This is a genomic window from Planobispora rosea, from assembly GCF_014648175.1.
GTDB classification, from domain to species: domain Bacteria; phylum Actinomycetota; class Actinomycetes; order Streptosporangiales; family Streptosporangiaceae; genus Planobispora; species Planobispora rosea.
In genome coordinates, this window is sequence record NZ_BMQP01000006.1 from 120,174 (window position 1) to 142,124 (window position 21,951).

The following is a 21,951-nucleotide window of genomic DNA, read 5'->3' on the forward strand; positions in this document are numbered from 1 at the left end:
CAACGACTCATGTCCGCCATAACCCGCGACGAGGTCGCGCACCTCGCCCGGCTGTCCAGGCTGGCGCTGTCCGATGAGGAGCTCGACCACTTCGCCGCCCAGCTCGATGTGATCATCGGTGCGGTCGCCCGCGTCGCCGAGGTGGCGGCCGACGACATCCCGCCCTCCTCGCACGCGCTCCCGCTCACCAACGTCTACCGTCCCGACGAGGTACGGCCCGGCCTCACGCCGGAGAAGGCGCTGTCCGGCGCCCCGGCCGTCGAGGAGGACCGCTTCCGGGTCCCGCGCATCCTCGGGGAGGAGGCATGAGCCTGATCCACAAGAGCGCCGCCGAGCTCGGCGCGCTGATCGCGGGTGGCGAGGTGTCGGCCGTCGAGGTCGCCCAGGCGCACCTCGACCGGATCGCCGCCGTCGAGCCGAAGGTCAACGCCTTCCTGCACGTCGACGCCGATGCGGCGCTCGCCCAGGCCCGCCGGGTCGACGAGCGCCGGGCCGCCGGCGAGCAGCTCGGCCCGCTCGCCGGCGTGCCGATCGCCCACAAGGACGTCTTCACCACCACGGACATGCCGACCACGGCCGGGTCGAAGATCCTGGAGGGCTGGCGGCCGCCGTACGACGCGACCGTGACCCGCCGCCTGCGCGAGGCCGGGCTGGTGATCCTCGGCAAGACCAACCTCGACGAGTTCGCGATGGGCTCCTCCACCGAGAACTCCGCCTACGGCGTCACCCGCAACCCGTGGGACCTGTCCCGGATCCCGGGCGGCTCCTCCGGCGGCTCGTCCGCCGCGGTCGCGGCCTACGAGGCGCCGCTGTCCACCGGGACCGACACCGGCGGCTCGATCAGGCAGCCCGCCGCGGTCACCGGCATCGTCGGCATGAAGCCGACCTACGGCGGTTCCTCCCGCTACGGACTGATCGCCTTCGCCAGCTCGCTGGACACGCCGGGCCCCTTCGCCCGGAACGTGATGGACGCGGCGCTGCTGCACGAGGCGTTCTCCGGCCACGACCCGATGGACTCCACCTCCATCGACGCCGCGGTGCCGCGGGTCGTCGAGGCGGCGAAGGAGGGCGACGTCGACGGGCTGCGCATCGGAGTGGTCAAGGAGTTCGGCGGAGAGGGCTACCAGGCGGGCGTGCTGGCCCGCTTCCGGGAGACCGTGGAGCTGCTGGAGTCGCTGGGCGCGAAGGTGATCGAGGTCTCCTGCCCGTCGTTCACCACGGCGCTGCCGGCCTACTACCTGATCGCCCCGTCGGAGTGCTCGTCCAACCTGGCCCGTTTCGACGCGATGCGGTACGGCCTGCGCGTCGGCGACGACGGCACCCGCTCGGCCGAGGAGGTCATGGCGCTGACCCGCGCCGCCGGCTTCGGCCCCGAGGTCAAGCGGCGCATCATCCTGGGCACCTACGCGCTGTCCAGCGGCTACTACGACGCCTACTACGGCCAGGCGCAGAAGGTCCGCACGCTCATCGCCCGGGACTTCGAGGCGGCCTTCCACCAGGTGGACGTGCTCATCTCGCCCACCACGCCGACCACCGCGTTCCCGATCGGCGAGCGCGCCGACGACCCCATGGCGATGTACCTCGCCGACCTGTGCACGATCCCGACCAACCTCGCGGGCAACGCGGCCATCTCGGTGCCGTGCGGCCTGGCCGACGAGGACGGGCTCCCGGTCGGCCTGCAGATCATGGCGCCGGTGCTCGGCGACGACCGCTGCTACCGGGTCGGCGCCGCCGTGGAGCGGGCGCTGAACGACCGCTGGGGCGGCAGCCTGCTGTCCAGGGCGCCGGAGCTGTAGGACCGGCGGGCACGGCGGGGCGGAGAGGAAGAACGGCGGCGTGATCACTCGGATCGAGATCGACGGGTTCAAGTCATTCCTGGACTTCGAGCTCGACGTGCCGCCGTTCCTCACGCTGGCCGGCCCCGCGGCCGGCGGCAAGTCCAACCTGTTCGACGCCCTCGCCTTCGTCGCCGACGAGGTCGGCGGTCCAGGCGGGCTGCTCGGCGCGTGCCGGGGAGCCCCGCACGAGCAGTTCCACCGGGTCGCCGCGGGGGAGCCCGTCCCCGCCTTCACCGTCGCGGTGGAGTCCCTGGTCGCCCCCGAGCCGGGCGCGCTGCTCCCGGTCCGGTTCGACACCGGGGCGGAGATGGTGCTGCGGATCCCGCGCTCCACGGGTCCCGTCGTCAGCCACGCCGTACGGGGGCTCCCGGAGGATCTGCTCCGGCTCATCGTGGCCGACCCGGACCCGGAGACCACGCCCGGCCGTACGGTCGCCTCCTGGCGGCGCCACGCCCCCGTGCCGCAGGCCATGCGCGGCCGGTGCTCCCCGGACGACCGGGGCCCGCTCGCCGCCGACGGCGCGAACCTCGCGGCGGTGCTGGGCCGGATGGCGGGTACGGCGGCGCTGGCCGACCTGGCGGCCGACCTCGCCGCGCTGGTCCCCGACGCCGTCGCGATCGTGCCCAGGACCGAGCGGGGGACGTCCTCCTTCGACCTGGTCATGGACGGTCAGGGCGCGGTCCCGGCCGCGTTGTTGTCGGACGGGACCCTGCGGGTGCTCGGGCTCCTGACCGCGCTGCACGACCCGGACCACCCGGTCACCCTGCTGGTGGAGGAGATCGAGCGCGGTGTGCACCCCGCCCGCCTGCGCGAGCTGCTGCGCCGGGTCCGGCAGCGGGTCGCCGAGCCCGGCGGCGCGGAGCCGTACCGACAGGTGATCCTGACCAGCCACTCGCCGGTGGTGGTCGCCGAGCTCTACCGGACCGCTCCGGACGCCCTGACCTTCCTGGACGCCGTGACGCGCGTCGATCCCGGCAGCGGCCGGGTCTCGCGGGTGACGGTGGCCAAGCCCGTGCAGGCGGACGGCGAGCCGGGCACGTTCGTCTCGCCCCGGCAGATCCGCGAGTACCTCGGGGCGGCGGCGTGAGCGGGCGGGCCACGGGCGCGTCGGCGTCGCGGACGCGGCCGGCGGAGGAGGCTCCGTGAGCGGCATGCGGGTCGTCAGCCGTCCTCTGGTCCCGGGTCTCGTCGCGGAGCGCCCCACCGACCAGGGCTTCCTCGACGTGGTGATCTACCGTCAGCTCCGCGAGCTGGTGGGGGAGTCTCCGCACGCGGTGGACGTCGAGGCCACGAGGGTGGTCGTGTGCGATCGCGCCCACGTGGTCGCGGCGCTGGAGGAGCTCGCGGCGGACTGCCACCTGATCTTCGCCCGGCGCGGCGGCCGCGAGCGGGGCAGGAACGACGGGCTCCGCTACCACTCGCACTACCTGGTGCCGGTGGTCGGCCTGGGCGACACCGAGGGCTGGCCGCTCGCCGACCCGGCGGTCTGGGCCGGGCTGACCGGCAGCGACCCGGCCCGCCTGCCCGCCCGGCCCGGCGACGTCGAGAGGATCACCGACCCCCGGGAGGCCCTGGCCGCGACCGTCCCCCGGCGGGGGAGGTCGGCCGGCGACTACTTCCACTACATCGGACGCACCATCGACCTCGCCGTACTGGCCCAGGTCCCCGGCTACGCGGGCTGGGTCGCCGAGACGAGGAACGCACTGAAAGGACTTGGTTACCTGTGAGCGGGAGAGAACCCGACGCAATGAGCGAAGCGGCGCGCGAGGCACGAGCGCTCCGCGCAGCGAACGAGGAGCGGTGAACGACATATGAGCACAGGCACGCTCATGCCGTACGACGAGGCGCTGGAGCGCTTCGAGCCGGTGCTGGGCCTGGAGACGCACATCGAGCTGGGTACGGCCTCGAAGATGTTCTGCGGCTGCCCGACCGCCTTCGGCGCCCCGCCGAACACCCAGGTCTGCCCGGTCTGCCTGGCGCTGCCCGGCTCGCTGCCGGTGGCCAACGCCACCGCGATCGAGTCGACCATCCGGATCGGCCTGGCGCTGAACTGCTCGATCGCTGAGTGGTGCCGCTTCGCCCGGAAGAACTACTTCTATCCGGACATGCCGAAGAACTACCAGATCAGCCAGTACGACGAGCCGCTCTGCTTCGACGGCTACCTCGACGTCGAGGTGGACGGCAGGACCATCAGGGTCGAGATCGAGCGGGTCCACCTGGAGGAGGACACCGGCAAGTCCACCCACATGGGCGGTGCCACCGGCCGGATCCACGGCGCCGACTACTCGATCGTGGACTACAACCGCGCGGGCATCCCGCTGGTGGAGATCGTCACCAAGCCGATCACGGGCACCGACCGGCTCGCCCCCGAGGTCGCCCGCGCCTACGCCACCGAGCTGCGCGAGGTCATGCGCACCCTGGGCGTCTCCGATGTGCGCATGGAGGAGGGCTCCATGCGGTGCGACGTCAACGTCTCGCTCATGCCGCGCGGCTCCTCCGAGTGGGGCACCCGTACCGAGACCAAGAACGTCAACTCGCTGCGCAGCGTCGAGCGGGCGGTCCGCAGCGAGATCGAGCGCCAGGCCGCGATCCTGGCCGGGGGCGGCCGGATCATCCAGGAGACCCGCCACTTCCACGAGGACACCGGCTCCACCACCTCGGGCCGGTCCAAGGAGGAGGCGCAGGACTACCGTTACTTCCCCGAGCCCGACCTGGTGCCGATCGCGCCGGACTTCGCATGGGTGGCCTCGCTCAAGACCGCCCTGCCGGAGCTGCCGCGCCTGAAGCGCAAGCGGCTCCAGCAGGAGTGGGGTGTGTCCGACCTGGACATGGAGGCCATGCACAACGCCGACGCCGTCGACCTGGTCGAGGCGACGGTCTCCGCCGGTGCGCCGCCCGCCGACGCGCGGAAGTGGTGGATGGGCGAGCTGGCCCGCCGGGCCAACGAGGCGGGCGTCCCGCTGAGCGCTCTGGCGATCACCCCCGACCAGATCGCCCGGGTGTGCGCGATGGTCGCCGGCGGCGCGCTCAACGACAAGCTGGCCCGCCAGGTGCTGGAGGGCGTGCTGAACGGTGAGGGTTCCCCGGACGAGGTGGTCTCGGCCCGTGGCCTGCAGATCGTCAACGACGAGGGCGAGCTCTCGGCGATCATCGACCAGGTGCTGGCCGACAACGCCGACGCGGTCGACAAGGTCCGCAACGGCAAGGTCGCCGCGGTCGGCGCTCTGGTCGGCGGCGTCATGAAGGCCAGCCGCGGCAAGGCCGACGCGGGCCGGGCACGGGAGCTGATCCTGGAGAAGCTCGGCGTCTCCGAGTAGCCCTCCGCGATCGTCCCCGGAACGGCGTGCACCGCGGGCCCACCGGTCGTCCGACCGGTGGGCCCGCGTTTTTCCGATACTGCGTGCTTTCAACTGCCGGGGGCAGCGCGATCGCGCACGGGCCGCCGGGCCGCCGGGCGGGGTGAGGCCCGGCCGGGTCGCCTAGGCGTCACCCTCGCAGGAGGTCTCCGTCTCGGCGTTGCAGAAGTCCGTGCCCGTGCCGCCGTCGGCCAGGTCGGAGGCACCGGCGTCACCGATGATGATGTCGCTGCCGCCCCTGCCCAGGATCCGGTCGCTGCTCCCGTCGCCGTTGACGAAGTCCCGGGCCGAGCCGCCGGTGAAGACGTCGACGCCGGGGCCGAGGAACACCCGGGACTGCAGCCCGGTGTTGTTGGCCACCGTGTCGGCGCCGCCCTTCGAGTTCACCAGGATGCTGGTGATCCCCGCGCTGTCGCACCGGACGGTCCTGACGTCCACGTTGGTGCAGGTGAAGCTGCCCGCCGTGATGGTGTCGTTGAAGTTCCGCACCACCAGGCTGTTGCCGTCCACGTTGATGGTGATGTTGTCGCCGACGTCGCCGGCGTTGACGGACAGCTTCCCGCTGATCGCCGTCACGTTGGTGAACATCTGCGCCTGCGCCTGTGCGGGTGCGGCGGCGGTCGCCGCCGAGATGACCAGCAGTGCCCCCGTGGCGAGGGCGCGGACGCCGTTCCTGCGCGAAATGCTGAGATTCATGTGTTCTCCTTGAGAGTCGTGGGCCCCCTGACCCGCGAGGAGTACATCGCACTCGGCGCACGAGAAACACGTCCAATTACCTCCTCGCTCACGGGCGATGTCGGTAGACGTCCGGGCCGCCGCCGCCGTCGCCGCATCCGGAACGGCCGGGAAACGGGTCGCTCCGGGCCGGGGCGGGGCCGTACCGTCACCCGTATGAAGCTGCTCTCCGTCAACGTCGGCAGGCCCCGGCCCAACCCCTGGAAGAACCTCGGCACGACGGGCATCGACAAGCGCCCCGTCGAGGGCCCGGTCGCCGTCCGCGACCCCGGCCCCAAGGGCACCGGCGCGGTCGGCCTGGCGGGGGACCGCGTCTACGACGTCAAGCACCACGGCGGATCCCACCAGGCCGTCTACGCCTACGCCCGGGAGGACCTCGACATGTGGGAGGGGGAACTGGGCAGGCCGCTCCCGAACGGCGCCTTCGGGGAGAACCTCACGACCTCCGGCGTCGACGTCAACGCCGCCCTGATCGGCGAACGCTGGCGCGTCGGGCCCGACGTGATCCTGGAGGTGTCGTGCCCGCGGATCCCCTGCGGGACGTTCCAGGGCTGGCTGGAGACCGAGGGGTGGATCAAACGTTTCACCGGGGCGGTGCTGCCGGGCCCGTACCTGCGGGTGATCGAGCCGGGGGAGATCCGCGGCGGGGACCCGGTCGAGGTCGTGCACCGGCCCGATCACGACGTGACCGTCGCACTCACCTTCCGCGCGCTGACCCGCGAGCCGGACCTGCTGCCGCGGCTGCTGGTCGCCGACGCACTGCCGGAGGAGGACATGGAGTCGGTCCGCAGGCGGGTGACGGGCGGGTGACGGGCGGCACTCGGGGTCACCCGCTCCGGGCCCGGGCGACCCTGGGGATCACCTGCTCCGGGTCCGGCGGGAGGCCGGCCTCCTGACCAGCGGGGCGAGCAGCGCCAGCGCCGCCAACCCCAGGAAGGCCACCGCGATCGGACTCCGCACCAGGGTCGTGGCGTCGCCCGCGCCGATCGCCAGGGCCCGGCGGAGCTGGATCTCCGCCATCGGGCCCAGGATCATGCCGATCACCGCGGGGGCGATCGGCAGGCCGAAGCGGCGCATCGCGAAACCGAGCAGGCCCAGGACGTAGAGCACGACCAGGTCGATCCAGGAGGCGTTCAGGGCGTAGACGCCGAGCGCGGCGAACAGCACGATCCCGGCGTACAGGTAGGGCCGGGGGACGTGCAGCACCTTCGCCCAGACCGGGGCCAGCGGCAGGTTGAGCACCAGCAGCATGGCGTTGCCCAGGAACAGTGAGGCGATCATGCCCCAGACCAGGGCCGGGTTGTGGTCGAAGAGCTGCGGGCCGGGCTGCAGGCCGTACTGCTGGAAGGCCGCCAGCAGGATCGCGGCCGTCGCCGAGGTCGGCAGGCCCAGGGCGAGCAGCGGGACGAGGGTGCCGGCGGCCGAGGCGTTGTTGGCCGCCTCGGGGCCGGCGACGCCCTCGATCGCGCCCTTGCCGTACTCCTCGCGGGCGACCCCCCGGGCCAGGCGCTGCTCGATCGAGTAGGACAGGAACGTCGGGATCTCCGCCCCGCCGCCGGGCAGCGCGCCGAACGGGAAACCCAGCGCGGTCCCGCGCAGCCACGGCCGCCAGGACCGGGACCAGTCGGAACGGCCCAGGAACGCCCGGCCCACCGGGATGATCTCGGGCTCGCCGTGCCGCAGCCGGGAGGCGACGTACAGCGCCTCGCCCAGCGCGAACAGACCGACCGCGACGACCACCACCTCGATGCCGCCGAGCAGCTGGGGGATGCCCAGGGTCAGTCGCGCCTGCCCGGTCTGCTCGTCGATCCCGACCAGGCCGATGACCAGGCCGAAGCCCAGCGAGGCCAGGCCGCGCACCACCGAGCGGGACATCACCGACGAGACCGCGGTGAACGCCAGCACCGCCAGCGCGAAGTAGTCCTCCGGGCCGAAGGAGATCGCGAAGTCCACGACCGCGGGCGCCGCCACGACCAGCAGGCCCGTGGCGATCGTGCCCGCCACGAACGACCCGATCGCCGCCGTGGCCAGCGCCTGGGCGGCCCGGCCGCGCCGGGCCATCTTGTTGCCCTCCAGCGCGGTGATCATCGAGGAGCTCTCACCGGGCGTGTTGAGCAGGATCGACGTGGTGGACCCGCCGTACATGCCGCCGTAGTAGATCCCCGCGAACATGATGAACGCGCTGGCCGGGGGGACGCTGAAGGTGACCGGCAGCAGCAGGGCCACGGTCATGGCCGGGCCGATGCCGGGCAGTACGCCCACCAGCGTGCCCAGGGTGACCCCGACCAGCGCGTAGAGCAGGTTGACCGGGGTGAGCGCGGTGGCGAACCCGTCGAGCAGCAGCTGCAGCGACTCCACCTAGATCACCCCCGAGAGCAGCCCGGCCGGCAGCGTCACGCCCAGGCCCTTGACGAAGGCCAGGTACGACAGGGTGGACAGGACGATCGCGATGGCGCCGGCGCGCAGCCGGTGCTCGGCGCCGAGCGTCACCGCCAGGCCGAAGAACAGCAGCGCGCCCGCGATGATCCAGCCGAGCAGGTCGACGAGCCCGGCGAAGGCGAGGAAGATCACGCTGAGCAGCGCCACCGTCTTCCAGTCCGGCCGGGCGCCGGAGTCGACGTCCTCGCTCTCCTCCGGGTCGCCGTGCCCGCCCCGGACCACGTCCAGCACGTAGAAGGCCCCGATCAGCAGCAGCGCGGAGCCGACCAGCACGGGGAAGAAGCGGGGCCCGAGCCCGAGCGCGGAACCCGCGGCGGTGACGTCCGCCGTGCCCGCGATCACGAACACGCCCAGCCCCAGCACGACCAGGGCCATCACCAGCTCCGGCCGCCGCCACCCCCATCCGCCGGCGCTCTCCGGCGTCCCGGGACCGCGGCCCGCCTCCGGTTCTCTGTGATCGGACATCAGGAGACGAGGCCCATTTCCGCGATGATCGCCTTGACCTTGGTCTGCTCGGCGGCCAGGAAGTCGGCGAACGGCTGGCCGGTCTGGAAGACGTCGGTCCAGCCGTTCTTGGCCACCGCGTCCTTCCACGCCTGCGAGTCGTGCATCTTGGTGACCGCGTCGGTCAGGTTCTTCTTCGCCGCCTCGTCCAGCCCGCCGGGCGCGACGAAACCGCGCCAGTTGGCCAGCTCGACGTCCAATCCGGCCTCCTTCAGCGTGGGCGCGTCCACATTGGCCAGCCGCTCCGGGGAGGACACGCCGAGGGCGCGCAGCTTGCCGGACTTCACGTGCTCGGCGAACTCGCCGACACCGGAGATGCCCATCGCGACCTTGTTGCCCAGCAGAGCGTTCAGCGCCTCGCCGCCGCCGGAGTGCGCGACGTAGTTGACCTGCTTGGGATCGATCCCGGCGGCCTTGGCCATCAGCCCCGCCACGATGTGGTCGGTGCCGCCGGCCGAACCGCCCGCGATCGCGATCTTCGCCGGGTCGGCCTTCCACGCCGTGACCAGCTCGGCCAGCGTCTTGTACGGCGACTCCGCCGGGACCACGACGATCTCGTACTCCTCGGTCAGCTTCGCGATGGGCGTGGTCTCGGCCAGCGTGACCTGCGACTTGTTCTGCTCCACCGCGCCCACCATGACCAGGCCCATGGTCATCAGCAGGTTCCCGTTGCCCTTCTCGCCCGCGAGCTGGGCCAGGCCGATGGTGCCGCCCGCCCCGGGGACGTTGTAGACCTCGACCTTGCGGGACGGGTCCACGGACTTGAAGGCCTGCTCGGCCGTACGGGAGGTCTGGTCCCAGCCGCCGCCGGGCGCGGCCGGAGCCATGATTTTCAACGCGGTGGCGCCGGAACCCGAGCCCGACCCCGAACCGCAGGCGGTGAGGGCGGCCAGGGACAGGACCGCCAGCGCGGCGATTCTCCGAAGACGCATGGTCATCTCCCAACAATGAAGGAAACAGCGTGGTGAGGATGCTGAGCGGTGCGGGTCACGGTGTCGATGCTTTGCGTGCTTGCCGTCGTATCGGTCGTATTGGTCACGGCGGCACCCCGCCCCCCGCAACCCCGCCGTTACCTCCGGGTGCTTTCATGAGTCCTCTGACCAGGGGGTTTACCCGTGCGACGCATCCTCAACGCCTCCCTCGGCACCCAGCTGTTCGCGCTGCAGATGATCATTGTGCTGCTCGCGGTGGGCAGTACGGCGGGCGTCTGGGTGGAGCACACCCGCGACCAGCTCGACCGGCAGCACCAGCAGCGGGCCCTGGCCATCGCCGAGTCCGTGGCCGGGCTGCCCCGGGTCCGGGAGGCCTTCGCGCACCCCCGGCCGGAGCGGGTGCTGCAGCCGATCGCGACGGGCGTGCAGGCCGCCACCGGCGCCGACTACGTGGTGATCGCCAACCGGGACCAGATCCGCTATGCCCACCCCAACCCGGCGCTGATCGGCAAGCGGCTCTCCACCGACGCCTCGGAGATCCTCACCACCGGCCGGGCCTGGACCGGCACCCAGACCGGCACCCTCGGCCGCTCCGTGCGCGGCAAGGCCCCGATCCGGGACGCCGCGGGCGGCGTCATCGGCCTGGTCTCGGTCGGCGTCCTGGAGGAGACCGTCGCGGGCCAGCTCGACGCCGCCCTGCCGCCGCTGCTCTGGACCGTGCTGGCGGTGCTCGTCGCCGGATCCGCGGGCGCCGCGCTGATCTCCCGGCGGGTCCGCCGGCAGACCTTCGGCCTCGAACCCCGTGAGATCGCCGCCCTGCTCGAACAGCGCGAAGGCGTGCTGCACGGCGTGAAGGAGGGAGTGCTCGCCCTCGACCTGCAGGGCCGGGTGACGCTGCTCAACGACGCGGCCCGGGAACTGCTCGGCCTGTCCGGCCGCGACGTCGGCCGGAGCATCGCGGAGATGCCGCTGTCGGACCGGATGAGGGACGTGCTGGCCGGGGACGACCCGGGCGACGACCGGGTCGTCCTCCACCACGACCGGGTGCTGGTGCTCAACCGCATGCCGGTGGCCGTACGCGAGCAGCGCAGCGGCTGGGTGGTCACCCTGCGCGACCGGACCGAGCTGGTACGGCTGGCGCGCGACCTCGACCAGGCCAGCAGCACGACGGACGCGCTGCGCGCGCAGGCCCACGAGTTCGCCAACCGCATGCACACCGTGGTCGGCCTGCTGGAACTCGGCGAGTACGAGACCGCGATCAGCTACATCACCCAGACCACCGAGGACTACGGCGACCACTCGGCCGGTGTCCGGGAGAGGATCGCCGACCCGACCCTGGCCGCGCTGCTGCTGGCCAAGTCCGCCGAGGCGGCCGAGCGCGGCGCGTCCCTGGTGCTCGCCGACGACTGCCGGGTGGAGGACGGCGCGCTCGGCGACCCGCAGGACGCCGTGCTGGTCGTCGGGAACCTGGTGGCCAACGCCCTGGACGCCCTGGAGGATACTGGGGGGACGGTGGAGGTCTCGGTCCGCGCGGAGAAGGACGGGCTGCACGTCCGCGTCGGCGACTCCGGTCCCGGGATCAGCCCCGGCCTGGCCGAGGAGGTGTTCCGCCAGGGCTTCACCACCAAGGTCGCCAACTCCGGGCCCCGCGGCCTCGGCCTGGCCCTGACCCGCCAGGCGTGCCTGCGGCGCGGCGGCTGGGTCCGCGTGCACAACGCCGGCGGCGCCGTGTTCACCGCCCTGCTCCCGCACCGGGAGCGAGAGGAGATCCCGTGAACGACGAGGGAAGGCCCCGGGCCTCGGCGGCGTCCGAGCCGCGACGCGGGGCGCCGATCAAAGTGCTCGTGGTCGACGACGACTTCATGGTCGCCAAGATCCACAGCGGGTACGTGGCGCGGGTCCCCGGGTTCACGGTCGTCGGCGCCGTGCACACCGGCAGGGCGGCGGTGGCGGCGGTGGCGCAGCACCGGCCCGACCTGGTGCTGCTCGACATCTACCTGCCGGACATGTCCGGCCTCGACGTGCTCGGGACGCTGAGGGGCGTGTCCCACCCCGCCGACGTGATGGTCATCACCGCCGCCCGCGACATGGCCACGGTCCGCGCGGCGATGCGCGGCGGCGCGGTCAACTACCTGATCAAGCCGTTCACGGCCAGGGCGCTCACCGAGCGCCTGGAGCGGTATGCCGACACCCGCAGGCAGCTGGCCACCATCGGCCCCGAGGCCCGCCAGGACGAGGTGGACCGGTTGTTCGGCACCGGGGACGGCCCGCCGCCTCTGCCCAAGGGGCTGTCCGCCACCACCTGCGCCCTCGTCGCGGACGCCCTGAGAGAGACGGACACCGACCTTTCGGCGGCCGAGGTGGCGACGATCACCGGCCTGTCCCGGGTCAGCGCCCGGCGCTATCTGGAGCACCTGTGCGCCGTGGGCCAGACGCAGCTCCGGCCGAGGTACGGCACCGCCGGGAGACCCGAGCACCGTTACCGCTGGACGGGCTGAATTTGTTGGCCCTTTAACGGCGTCTTGCCTCGTCGTGGTTTATGGTTGCCGAGGACAGAGCTCTCGAAGCAGGAGGAGACGGAAACCGTGCGGAACGCCGGAAGGTCCATCGACCCCCCGACGGATCCGTTCGCCGCGGTCCCCCTGCCCTCGCGCCCGGTCCGGCCGGGAGCCGCCGCCGGAGCCGACGATCCGCGGAACCCGGCCGGCGACGTTCCGGACGGCAGGCCGCGGCTTCCTCCGGGTGTCTCGCCCGACATCTTCGCCGCCCCCGGCTTCGACCGGCCCTCGGGGCCGCCCGCCCCTCCCGTTCCGGGAGGACCCGGACCCGCCCTGCCCCCCGCGGCGCCCCCGCCCCAGCCCTGGCGGATGGCCGCCCCGCCGGCCGAGCCGTTCCTGCCGAGACCGCCGCAGACCGACTCCGCGCCGGGACCCGGCGGCCCGCCCCCGGACCTCGGCTCCGAGGAGCGGCGCCCGCGCCGCCGCAGGGGCCGCAGGCTCCTCGTCGTCACCGCGCTCCTCGCGGTGCTCGCGGCGCTGGCCTACGCGGTCCCCGCGGTCCTCATGTCCGGCAAGATCCTTCCCGGCACGCGGGTCCAGGACATCGACATCGGCGGGCTGACCGCGACCGAGGCGGCCGACCGGCTCAGGGAACGGCTGGCCGCCAAGGCGCGCGGGCCGATGACGGTGGAGGCCCTCGGCAAGCGCTACAAGCTGGACCCCGTCCAGGCCGGCCTCGAACTCGACATCGTGGCCACCATCGGCCAGGCCCCCAGCGACTTCCCCGGCCCGGGGGAGGTCTGGCGTGCCCTCACCGGCACCACCACCCTGCCCCCGAAGGTCTCCGCCGACCCCGAGAGCATGCAGGACACCGTCCAGAACCTCGCCAAGAAGATCGACAGGAAGGTGGTCGAGGGAGAGGTCGCCTTCGAAGGCGTCAAGCCCGTGGTCGTCAAGCCCCAGGACGGCCGCGAACTGGAGCGGGAAGCCGCGGCGGCGGCCATCGAGAAGGCGTTCCTCGGCTCCGGGGACCCGGTCGAGCTGCCGATCACGGTGATCAAGCCCAAGGTGACGGCCGAGGCGGTCGCGGAGACCGCCGCGTCGGCGCGCAAGGCCCTGTCCGGCCCGATCACCCTGACCCACGAGGGCAGGCGGACGCAGCTCCCGGTCGAGACCATCGCCGCCCATCTGACCTTCAAGCCCGACGGCTCCGGCGGCATGCGCCCGGTGTTCGACGCCGAGCACGCCATCGCCGCCGTCGAGAAGGACCTCGTCGACCCGGCCCAGGCCCCCCGCGAGCCCACGTTCCAGATCGTCGGCGACAAGCCGAAGCTGGTCCCCGGCCGCAAGGGCAAGGGCGTGGACGACAAGGAGCTCGCCGAGGACGTGGCCGAGCTGGTCACCGAGGGCGGCAGCCGTACGATCCCGGTCAGCCTCACGACCGTCAGACCGCGGACCTCCCTGGCCGAGATGCGCGAACTCGGCGTCAAGGAGAAGATCAGCGAGTTCACCACGATGTACCCGTGCTGCGCGCCCCGGGTGACCAACATCCGGACGATCGCCAAGCTCCTGGACGGCCACCTGGTCAAGCCCGGCGAGACCTTCTCGCTCAACGGCGTGGTCGGCCAGCGCGACAGGGCCCGCGGCTTCGTCGAGGCCCCCATGATCCAGGGCGGCCGTCTGGTGCCCTCGGTGGGCGGAGGCATCTCCCAGTTCGTCACGACGATGTACAACGCGGTGTTCTTCGGCGGCCTCGAAGACGTCCAGCACATGGCGCACGAGTTCTACATCTCCCGCTACCCGGCGGGCCGCGAGTCCACGGTCTCCTGGCCCCAGCCGGACTTCCGCTGGAAGAACGACTCCCCGTACGGCGTGCTCGTGAAGACCTCCTCGACGAGCACCTCGGTCACGGTCTCCTTCTGGAGCACCAAGCGCTACGAGATCGAGTCCGTCTCGTCCGACCGCTACAACATCACCCAGTTCGAGCGGAAGACGGACAGCGGCCCCGACTGCATCCCCATGACCGGCCAGCCGGGGTTCACGATCGACGTGACGCGGATCTTCAAGAAGGACGGCAAGGAGATCAAGCGGGAGACGAAGACGACCGTCTACAAGCCCGAACTCGACCTCAAGTGCGTCCCGGAGGGCACCGGAGACGAGTAGGGGCCGCCGTGACCCTTCACTGACGTGATCCTTCGCTGATTCGTTCGCAGCGCCCGGCTGCCGGAAACGCTTCGCGGCGCCCGGCCCAAGTAGGGGTGTAAGGGCGAACGACGAAGGGAGCGAGGCCGGTGCGCCTCAACGAAGACCCCGCGGCCTTAGAGGCCTTCTACCGCCGCCACGTCGACGCCGTCATGCGGTTCGTCGTCCGGCGGGTGAGTGACCCTCATCTGGCGGCCGACCTGACCGCTGACGTGTTCCTGGCGGCCATGGACTCGGCACACACCTACCGTCCCGGCAGGGGCAGCGAGATCGCATGGCTGTACGGCGTCGCGCGCAACGTCATGGCGGCCCAGCAGCGGAAGGCGATCCGCGAGGTGCGGGTGACCAGCCGGATCTCCGGCCGGAGGCTGATGGACGACGACGACCTCGGCCGGATGGAGGAGCGGATCGACGCCGAGCGTCAGATGCGGGGCGCTCTGGAGGCCATGCGGGAACTCCCCGAGGGGGAGCGGGCCGTGCTGGAGCTCGTGGCGGTCGATCAGCTCACCGTCGCGGAGGCGGCCGAAGCCCTGGGGATCAGGCAGGTGACCGCACGGGTCCGGCTGCACCGCGCCAGACGCGCTCTTGGAGACGTCGTTTCGCCGCAGGCCGTATACGTGAGGGGACAGGCATGAGCAATTTCGAGGAGCGCCTGCTCAGCGCGCTCAAGGAGGACGTCGCCAGGACCGCCCGAGAGGGCATGGTGGCCGCGACACCGCTGCGGCGGGGGTCGAGGCGCCGCGCCGTGGGACTGGCCGCCGCGCTGACGGGGGTCGCGGCGGCTGCCACGGTGGCGGTCACGCTGTTCAGCGGGGTCAGCTCCCCGGCCTTCGCGGTGACCAGGACCGCGGACGGGTCGGTCGATGTGCGGATCAAGGAGTTCCGCGATCCCGGGGAGCTGGAGACCAAGCTCGCCGAGGAGGGGATCAAGGCTCAGGTGGAGTATCTGCCCGGGGACCAGACCTGTGAGGAGCCCCGGAACGGGCGTTCTCAGGACGGCCGTGCGGGCGAACCGATGGAATCGAAGATCGGCAGTGACGGCGGGGGAATCTCCTTCCAGCTCAAGCCGGGGCAGATCACGGCCGGTGAGACGCTGGTCCTGAGGGTCTCCTTCGACCACGCCCGCCCGGACCAGCCGCCGACCGCGACGTCGCTGCGGGTGGTCGAGGGCGAGGTCGAGCCTTGCACGGCGGTCCCGCTGCCGGAACCCGACGCTCCGCAGCCCGCCGGACCCGAGCCGACCGGGCCCGTCACCACCGAGAAGTTCGACACCGACGGCACCGGCAAGGACGAGGCGCCCAGCCTGAACTCCCACAGCGGCTGAGCCCTCGACCGGCCCGGCGACCTTCCCGAGCAGCGGTCGCCGGGCCGGGACCGTTCGTACGGCGTGCTTGCGCCGGGCCGCCTCCCGTCCCGGACGTCAGCGGCGGCCGGACCCGGTGCGGGTATGGCCGCCGCAGCGGGATCCGCAGCCGGACCTGTTCCGGAACGAGGAGTCATCGTCTCCGGCGCCGGTGCCGGTGCGAAGGGCGGTGTCCGCTCCGGACCCGCCCCGCTTCTCGGCGCGGTAGGTGTCTCCGTCGGGCTCGAAGAAGGAGCCTCCGGAGGCCTTCGCGCCCACCGCGGGGACACGCTTGCTGAATCTGACGTAGTACCAGGCGAAGCCGCGATCCTCGTCCTCGCACCTCGCATCGGAGACCCGGACCGGTGCGCCCTCGCGTACGCAGATCTCGAAGCGGTCCTCCACGGGCCTGAACGAGGCGTCGGAACCCTCTCCGGCGAGCCGCTCCGGTGCGGGGGAACGGCTGGCGCGCTCTGCGGGAGGGCCGCTCTCCACGGTGAAGGAGCATCCTCCGGCGAGGAGGACAGCGGTCAGGGCGGAGGCGAGCGAGCGCAGCTTGAGTGTCACATTCCCCCAGATGTCCGACGGACCGGTGCGAGCAGGCCAACGTGCGGAAAGGACGAGGAGTTCCGGTTTCACGTGAAGGCATCGAGTCGTGTCTCCGCCGAAGCGCTCGCCGCACCGGCGCGACCTGTGTGTCAGGGGGTGAGGGTGAAGACGCGGTCGTCGTCGGATTCGGGGGAGCCGCGGCCGTCCTTGTTGCTGGTTCCGAGCCACAGGGAACCGTCGGGAGCGGCGGCGACCGCGCGGAGACGGCCGTACCGGCCGTCGAACAGGGAGGCGGCCTCGCCGGCCGCGCCGTCCGGGGCGAGCGGGACGCGCCAGAGCCTCTGACCGCGGAGGGCGGCGACCCACAGGGAGCCGCCGGCGTAGGCCATGCCGGACGGGGAGGCCTCGGAGGTGCTCCAGGTGACGATCGGATCGATGAAGCGGGAGTCGTCGCCGACGCCCTCGACCTCGGGCCAGCCGTAGTTGCCGCCCTTCTCGATCAGGTTGACCTCGTCGAACGCGCTGGATCCGAACTCGCTGGCGTACAGACGGCCGGACGGGTCCCAGGCCAGACCCTGGACGTTGCGGTGGCCGTAGCTCCAGATCACGTTCCGGAAGGGGTTGCCGGGGGCGGGGGCGCCGTCGGCGGTCATTCGGAGGATCTTGCCGGCGAGGGAGTCGCGGGACTGGGAGAGCCGGCGGTCGCCGACCTCGCCGGTCGTGGCGTACAGGTGTCCGTCGGGGCCGAAGGCCAGGCCGCCGCCGTTGTGGATGAAACCCTTGGGGATGCCGTCGAGGATGACCGTGGCGTCGGTCAGGGTGCGGTCGTAGCGGTAGCGCACGATCCGGTTGTCGTCGGCGGCGGTGTAGTAGAGGAAGACGGAGCCGTCCTCGGTGAAGCGGGGGGAGACGGCCACGCCCATCAGGCCGCCCTCACCGTCGGGACGCGCCTCATCGATCTTCGCGACCTCGGAGACCTCGCCCGCCGGGGTGACCCGGAGGAGCCGGGCGGTGTCGCGCTCGGTCACCAGGGCGTCGCCGCCGGGCAGGAACGCGATGCCCCAGGGGACGGCGAGGTTCTTCGCCAGGACGCGGGGCTCGCCGGTCGGCGGGGCCTGGGAGGGGGAGGACGCCGGGGCGGGTGTACGGGCCGTGCCGACCCGTTCGGCGGAGGGCGACGAACAGCCGGCCGCCAGCACCGCGGCGACGACGGCGACGGCGACGCCCGGGGCCGACTGGCGGGAGTGGCCGGGGCGGCCGGGGCGGCCGGGGCGGCGCCGCCGGAGGGCGTGCCCGCCGGCGCCCGGCCGCCTGCCGGGCAGGAGCGGCCGGCCGTCCTTCCCCGCGCCGTCCTTCCCTGCGGCGTCCTTCCCGGCGGCGTCCTTCGTGGCGGAGGTCGGCGTGGTGAGCATGATGGAGACCTCTCTCCCCTCGTCCGTCACTTCATCCATACCCGATGGGGACTGCGGGAGGTTCCGAAACGTTCCCCTGGATAATCGGGTCATGAAGATCTGGGTCCCCTCCAAAGCCGCCGCCGATGTCCTGTGCGATCTGCCCGAGGTGGAGTGCGTCGTCTACGACGGCACCGGGCCGGTCCCCGAGGGGGTGGAGGAGGCCGAGGTCTGGATCCCGCCGCTGATGCCGGTGCCGGACATCCCGGGGCTGCTGGCCCGGATGGGCAGGCTGAAGCTGGTGCAGACCGTCACGGCGGGCGTGGAGCCGTACCGGCCGTACCTGCCGGAGGGCGTCACGCTGTGCAACGCGCGGGGGGTGCACGACGCGGGTACGGCCGAGTGGGCGGTGGGAGCGATGATCGCGGCGCTGCGGGAGTTCCCCGGGTTCGCCCGGGCGCAAGAACGCGGGGAGTGGACCTACCACCACACCGGGGTGCTGGCCGACTCGACCGTGATGATCGTGGGGTACGGCTCGATCGGCGAGGCGCTGGAGCGGCGGCTGTCCGGGTTCGAGGTGGAGATCATCCGGGTGGCCAGGACCGCGCGGGGGGACGTGCACGGCCAGGACGAGCTGCCGGAGCTGCTGCCCCGGGCGGACGTGGTGGTGCTGCTGGTCCCGGCGACACCTGACACGGCCGGCCTGGCCGACGCGGACTTCCTGGCCGCGATGAAGGACGGCGCGCTGCTGGTGAACGCCGCGCGGGGCGGGGTGGTGGACACCGGCGCGCTCCTGGCCGAGCTGGAGAAGGGCCGGCTGACGGCGGCGCTCGACGTGACCGATCCGGAGCCGCTGCCCCGGGACCACCCGCTGTGGACGGCTCCGGGGGTGTTCATCACCCCGCACGTCGCGGGCAGCACCCCGGCCTCGGGCCGGCGCGCGCTGCGGCTGCTCCGGTCCCAGCTGCTGCGTTATCTCGCAGGTGAACCCCTGAAAAACGTGATTACAGGGTCATATTGACTCAGCAAGCCGACCGGGAAAGGAATCCGGACCGTGGCTGCTCCGTGACCTTCGGTGCGTATCGTTGGCCTCCTGCGATCCCGATCGCTTGGATGGTTATCAGAACGGTGACGACTGCCGCGTTGTCACCCACCACGCTGTGCGGAGAGCCCACACTGGCCGTGTGCTCCCCGGGGTGCGGCAGTTGAGCCGCGTCCCGTGACAGCATCGTGACCGCGGTGATACGAGAGCACCGCGGGAGCGGGACGGACCGGAACACTGGATGGGCAGACGACATGATCCGTTGGCGTGACCCCCGGGTACCGCTGACCGCCGCCGGGATCGGCGCGGCGGGGTTTGTCGGGGCCCCCGCCGGTGGTGCCCCGGCCGTGGCCGGGACCGTGGTCGGTGTCGTGGCGGGCGCGATCGCGGCGGCGTCCCTGCTCGTCGCCGCCTCGCGGGCGGCCGACCGCCGCAAGGCGCTGGCCTGGCGCTGGCTGGCGGCGGGTTCGCTGACCTGGCTGGCCGGGACCGGTGCCCGGCCGTTCGCCGACGGCACCCCGTTCGCGGTGAACTTCGCCGACCTGGTGCTCCTGGCCGGTACGGCGATGCTCACCGTGGGCGCGATCCTGTGCGCCGCGCGGCCCGCGCGCGGGCAGGCGTTCCTGCGCGACCTCGCTGACGCCTACGTGTGCACGGCTTCCCTGTTCGTGATCGCCTGGGTGCTCGCGCTGGGTCCCCTCTACCGGGAGGCCGGTGACGCGGGCGATTTCGCGGTCGCCTTCGCCGCCCCGCTGCTCTGCCTGGTCCTCACGTGCGTGGCGGCCCCGTCCGTGGTGCCGATCCGGCGGTCGGCGTGGCCGGTGGGGCTGGCCGCGCTCGCCGTGCTGGCCGCCATCGCCGTGGGCGAGATGGTCACCGCGATGGCCAGGCTGGTCGGGGACGCCCCGCCGTCCGCCGGGGCCTGGCCGGCGCCGGCGGCGTTCCTGCTGCTGGCGGCGGTCCCCTGGAGCGGCCGTACGGCGCGCCCGGTCGACAGGGCGGGCGAGCCGGACGGCGGGCACGAGCCGTCCGTCCGGGAGCCCGCCTCCGCGCTGATCACGGCGGCGCCGCTGGCCCTGGTCGCCGTGGCCACCGTCGTCGTGCTGGTGCGGGCGGCCCGCGGTGGGGTGGAGGGGCCGGTCGGGGTGCTGGCCGCCGCGTCGGCCTCGGTCGTGGCCGTCCTGGTGGTGCGGCTGTTCACGGTGCTGATGGAGGCCGGCCGCATGCGGCGCCTGATGGACCTCGCCGAGCGGCAGTTGCACGACCTGGCCGAGAGCACGGGCGACGTGGTCCTGCTGTGCGACTACGACGGCGTGGTGCGCCAGATCGGCGAGGGCGTCGAGACCACGTACGGCTACCGCCCCGACGAGCTGGTCGACGGTTCGATCTTCGACTACATCCATCCGGAGGACGTGCCCGGGATCCGGCAGGCGCTGCGCGCGATGGGGCCGGAGGAGGAGCCCGCGGAGGGCACCGGCGCCTGCATGATCGCCTGCCGGATCCGCGCGGCCGACGGCACCTGGCGGCCGACCGAGTCGGTGGCGACCCGGCACGTCCGGGGCGAGGACCTGCTGCTGGTGACGACCCGGGACGTCAGCGACGAGGAGGCGCTGCGCAACCAGGTCACCCACCTGACCTTCCACGACGGCGTGACCGGCCTGCCCAACCGGGCCTACTTCGAGGAGCGCACCCGTGAGGTGCTGGCCCGGCCCGGGGAGAGCCGGGTCGCGGTGATCTTCCTGGACCTCGACGGGTTCACCTCGGTCAACGACTCGGTCGGGCACGCGAGCGGTGACTACCTGCTCGGCCAGGCGGCCCGGAGGCTGCGTGCGGCCGTACGGGCCGACGACACCCTGGCGCGCTGGGGCGGCGACGAGTTCGCGGTGCTGCTGGAGGCCGGAGCGGACGCCCAGACGGCGGTGGACCTGGCCGAGCTGCTGATCCACACGGTCTCCTCCGAGCCGTTCCGGGTGGCCGACCGGGACATCGCGCTGACCGCGAGCGTCGGGGTGGCCTTCGCCGACGACGAGGTGTCCTCGGCCGACCTGATCCGCAACGCCGACGTGGCGATGGCGCGGGCCAAGGAGCTGGGCGGGCGCCGGGTCGAGGTGTTCGCCGCGCACATGCACGCCGACGTGGTCCGGCGTCTGGAGCTGGCCGCGGATCTGCAGCGGGCGCTGCTGGAGAACCAGTTCGCGATCGAGTACCAGCCGGTGGTGGACCTGGCCACCTCGCGGGTCACCGCGGTGGAGGCGCTGGTGCGCTGGTGGAAGGACGGCGCGTCCGTGCCGCCCGAGCAGTTCCTCGGCCCGGCCGAGGACACCGGCCTGATCGTGCCGCTCAGCGAGTGGATCCTGCGCGAGGCGTGCCGGGAGGTGGCCGCATGGCGGGCCTCCTCGTGGGAGATCGGGCTCTCGCTCAACCTGTCGGCCCGGCAGATCACCGCGCCGCGCTTCGTGGAGACCGTCGAGTCGGCGCTGACCGAGAGCGGGCTGCCGCCCAGCGCGCTGACGCTCGAGGTGATCGAGGAGATGCTGGTCGAGGACGCCGAGGAGGTCGTCACCCGGCTCTCGGAGCTGCGCGGGCTCGGGATACGGCTGGCCATCGACGACTTCGGCACCGGTTACGCCTCGCTGGCGTTCCTGCGGCAGCTCCCGGTGGACATGATCAAGATTGACCCGTCGTTCGTGTCGGGGCTCGGCCGCGACGAGACGCTGTCCCTGCTGACCCGCACGATCGTCCGGCTCGGCCGCGATCTCGGGCTGATCGTGGTCGCCGAGGGCATCGAGCGGCCCGAGCAGCTGGAGGCGCTGCGCGAGATGGGCTGCACCCGCGGCCAGGGCTACCTGGTGGCGCGGCCGATGGGCCCGCGCGGGGTCGACTCGTTGATGCCCGCCGGTCTGTCGACCCTGCAGGAAACCGTCTGACCGGCGCTTTCCCTCCGCCGGTCATCTCGGAAAGTGAGACATGCGTCCCATGGATTTGACGGCGACGCGTTCCGTCGGCCATGGTGGACCCATGCATCACCGTGGGATCGAGGTAGTACTTCGCCGGCGCGCAGGCCGATAGCGAAGCACTCCGACCTGCGCGCCGCCCCAGCCCCGCCGCATCGGTGGGATGGGG

The 21,951-nt window shown here is 72.5% G+C and carries 19 protein-coding genes; 13 read left to right on the forward strand and 6 right to left on the reverse strand.

All coding sequences use genetic code 11. From position 1 onward, the window contains the following. Positions 1 to 9 precede the first annotated feature (9 nt). The 5 genes from gatC (at position 10) to gatB (ending at position 5,155) form a co-directional block, all read left to right on the forward strand. The gene (gene gatC / locus IEZ08_RS08005) at positions 10 to 309 is read left to right on the forward strand and encodes an Asp-tRNA(Asn)/Glu-tRNA(Gln) amidotransferase subunit GatC (protein ID WP_068926599.1); all 300 of its coding nucleotides are present in this window, start codon (positions 10 to 12) and stop codon (positions 307 to 309) included. Continuing rightward, positions 306 to 1,796: an Asp-tRNA(Asn)/Glu-tRNA(Gln) amidotransferase subunit GatA gene (gatA, locus tag IEZ08_RS08010; RefSeq protein ID WP_068926597.1), complete on the forward strand. Its 1,491-nt coding sequence runs from the start codon at positions 306 to 308 to the stop codon at positions 1,794 to 1,796. Before gatC ends, gatA begins: the two co-directional genes overlap by 4 nt. Positions 1,797 to 1,836: 40 nt before the next feature. Then, on the forward strand, positions 1,837 to 2,925 hold the full coding sequence (locus tag IEZ08_RS08015) for an AAA family ATPase (RefSeq protein WP_068926595.1): 1,089 nt from the start codon (positions 1,837 to 1,839) through the stop codon (positions 2,923 to 2,925). 55 nt (positions 2,926 to 2,980) lie between these two features. Next, on the forward strand, positions 2,981 to 3,565 hold the full coding sequence (locus tag IEZ08_RS08020) for a hypothetical protein (RefSeq protein WP_068926593.1): 585 nt from the start codon (positions 2,981 to 2,983) through the stop codon (positions 3,563 to 3,565). An 84-nt stretch (positions 3,566 to 3,649) separates the two neighbouring features. Further along, positions 3,650 to 5,155 (forward strand): Asp-tRNA(Asn)/Glu-tRNA(Gln) amidotransferase subunit GatB, encoded by a 1,506-nt coding sequence (gene gatB, locus IEZ08_RS08025; protein WP_068926591.1) that lies wholly within the window; start codon positions 3,650 to 3,652, stop codon positions 5,153 to 5,155. Between the two features lie 162 nt (positions 5,156 to 5,317). On the opposite strand, the gene IEZ08_RS08030 is transcribed toward gatB, so the two are convergent. After that, a complete protein-coding gene (locus tag IEZ08_RS08030; protein WP_068926589.1) occupies positions 5,318 to 5,890 on the reverse strand; it encodes a hypothetical protein in 573 nt (190 codons plus the stop codon). Positions 5,891 to 6,085: 195 nt separating this feature from the next. Between IEZ08_RS08030 and IEZ08_RS08035 the strand changes: the two genes are divergently transcribed. Beyond that, positions 6,086 to 6,739: an MOSC domain-containing protein gene (locus IEZ08_RS08035; RefSeq protein WP_068926587.1), complete on the forward strand. Its 654-nt coding sequence runs from the start codon at positions 6,086 to 6,088 to the stop codon at positions 6,737 to 6,739. Between the two features lie 48 nt (positions 6,740 to 6,787). On the opposite strand, the gene IEZ08_RS08040 is transcribed toward IEZ08_RS08035, so the two are convergent. From IEZ08_RS08040 to IEZ08_RS08050, 3 genes are read right to left on the reverse strand one after another with little or no spacing between them, the layout of a single operon-like run. After that, on the reverse strand, positions 6,788 to 8,287 hold the full coding sequence (locus IEZ08_RS08040) for a tripartite tricarboxylate transporter permease (protein WP_189241935.1): 1,500 nt from the start codon (positions 8,285 to 8,287) through the stop codon (positions 6,788 to 6,790). Further along, positions 8,288 to 8,833, reverse strand: a complete 546-nt coding sequence (locus tag IEZ08_RS08045) for a tripartite tricarboxylate transporter TctB family protein (protein WP_189241936.1) — start codon at positions 8,831 to 8,833, stop codon at positions 8,288 to 8,290. Then, the gene (locus tag IEZ08_RS08050) at positions 8,833 to 9,804 is read right to left on the reverse strand and encodes a tripartite tricarboxylate transporter substrate binding protein (protein ID WP_068929135.1); all 972 of its coding nucleotides are present in this window, start codon (positions 9,802 to 9,804) and stop codon (positions 8,833 to 8,835) included. Before IEZ08_RS08050 ends, IEZ08_RS08045 begins: the two co-directional genes overlap by 1 nt. A 183-nt stretch (positions 9,805 to 9,987) precedes the next feature. Between IEZ08_RS08050 and IEZ08_RS08055 the strand changes: the two genes are divergently transcribed. The 5 genes from IEZ08_RS08055 (at position 9,988) to IEZ08_RS08075 (ending at position 15,828) form a co-directional block, all read left to right on the forward strand. Next, complete coding sequence (locus IEZ08_RS08055) at positions 9,988 to 11,580, forward strand: ATP-binding protein (protein ID WP_203863354.1); 1,593 nt, start codon at positions 9,988 to 9,990, stop codon at positions 11,578 to 11,580. Beyond that, positions 11,577 to 12,302, forward strand: a complete 726-nt coding sequence (locus IEZ08_RS08060; RefSeq protein WP_268249318.1) for a response regulator — start codon at positions 11,577 to 11,579, stop codon at positions 12,300 to 12,302. Before IEZ08_RS08055 ends, IEZ08_RS08060 begins: the two co-directional genes overlap by 4 nt. 87 nt (positions 12,303 to 12,389) lie before the next feature. Further along, complete coding sequence (locus IEZ08_RS08065) at positions 12,390 to 14,465, forward strand: VanW family protein (protein WP_068926582.1); 2,076 nt, start codon at positions 12,390 to 12,392, stop codon at positions 14,463 to 14,465. A 128-nt stretch (positions 14,466 to 14,593) separates the two neighbouring features. Continuing rightward, a complete protein-coding gene (locus IEZ08_RS08070) occupies positions 14,594 to 15,139 on the forward strand; it encodes an RNA polymerase sigma factor (protein ID WP_068926580.1) in 546 nt (181 codons plus the stop codon). Next, positions 15,136 to 15,828, forward strand: a complete 693-nt coding sequence (locus IEZ08_RS08075; RefSeq protein WP_068926578.1) for a hypothetical protein — start codon at positions 15,136 to 15,138, stop codon at positions 15,826 to 15,828. Before IEZ08_RS08070 ends, IEZ08_RS08075 begins: the two co-directional genes overlap by 4 nt. Positions 15,829 to 15,924: 96 nt before the next feature. On the opposite strand, the gene IEZ08_RS08080 is transcribed toward IEZ08_RS08075, so the two are convergent. Both IEZ08_RS08080 and IEZ08_RS08085 read right to left on the reverse strand, forming a co-directional pair. Continuing rightward, complete coding sequence (locus tag IEZ08_RS08080; protein ID WP_189241937.1) at positions 15,925 to 16,413, reverse strand: hypothetical protein; 489 nt, start codon at positions 16,411 to 16,413, stop codon at positions 15,925 to 15,927. 131 nt (positions 16,414 to 16,544) lie between these two features. Further along, positions 16,545 to 17,846: a PQQ-dependent sugar dehydrogenase gene (locus IEZ08_RS08085; RefSeq protein ID WP_229802983.1), complete on the reverse strand. Its 1,302-nt coding sequence runs from the start codon at positions 17,844 to 17,846 to the stop codon at positions 16,545 to 16,547. A gap of 52 nt (positions 17,847 to 17,898) precedes the next feature. Between IEZ08_RS08085 and IEZ08_RS08090 the strand changes: the two genes are divergently transcribed. After that, a complete protein-coding gene (locus tag IEZ08_RS08090; protein WP_189241938.1) occupies positions 17,899 to 18,807 on the forward strand; it encodes a 2-hydroxyacid dehydrogenase in 909 nt (302 codons plus the stop codon). A gap of 275 nt (positions 18,808 to 19,082) precedes the next feature. After that, positions 19,083 to 21,755: a putative bifunctional diguanylate cyclase/phosphodiesterase gene (locus tag IEZ08_RS08095; RefSeq protein WP_084780664.1), complete on the forward strand. Its 2,673-nt coding sequence runs from the start codon at positions 19,083 to 19,085 to the stop codon at positions 21,753 to 21,755. The last annotated feature ends 196 nt before the right edge of the window (positions 21,756 to 21,951 follow it).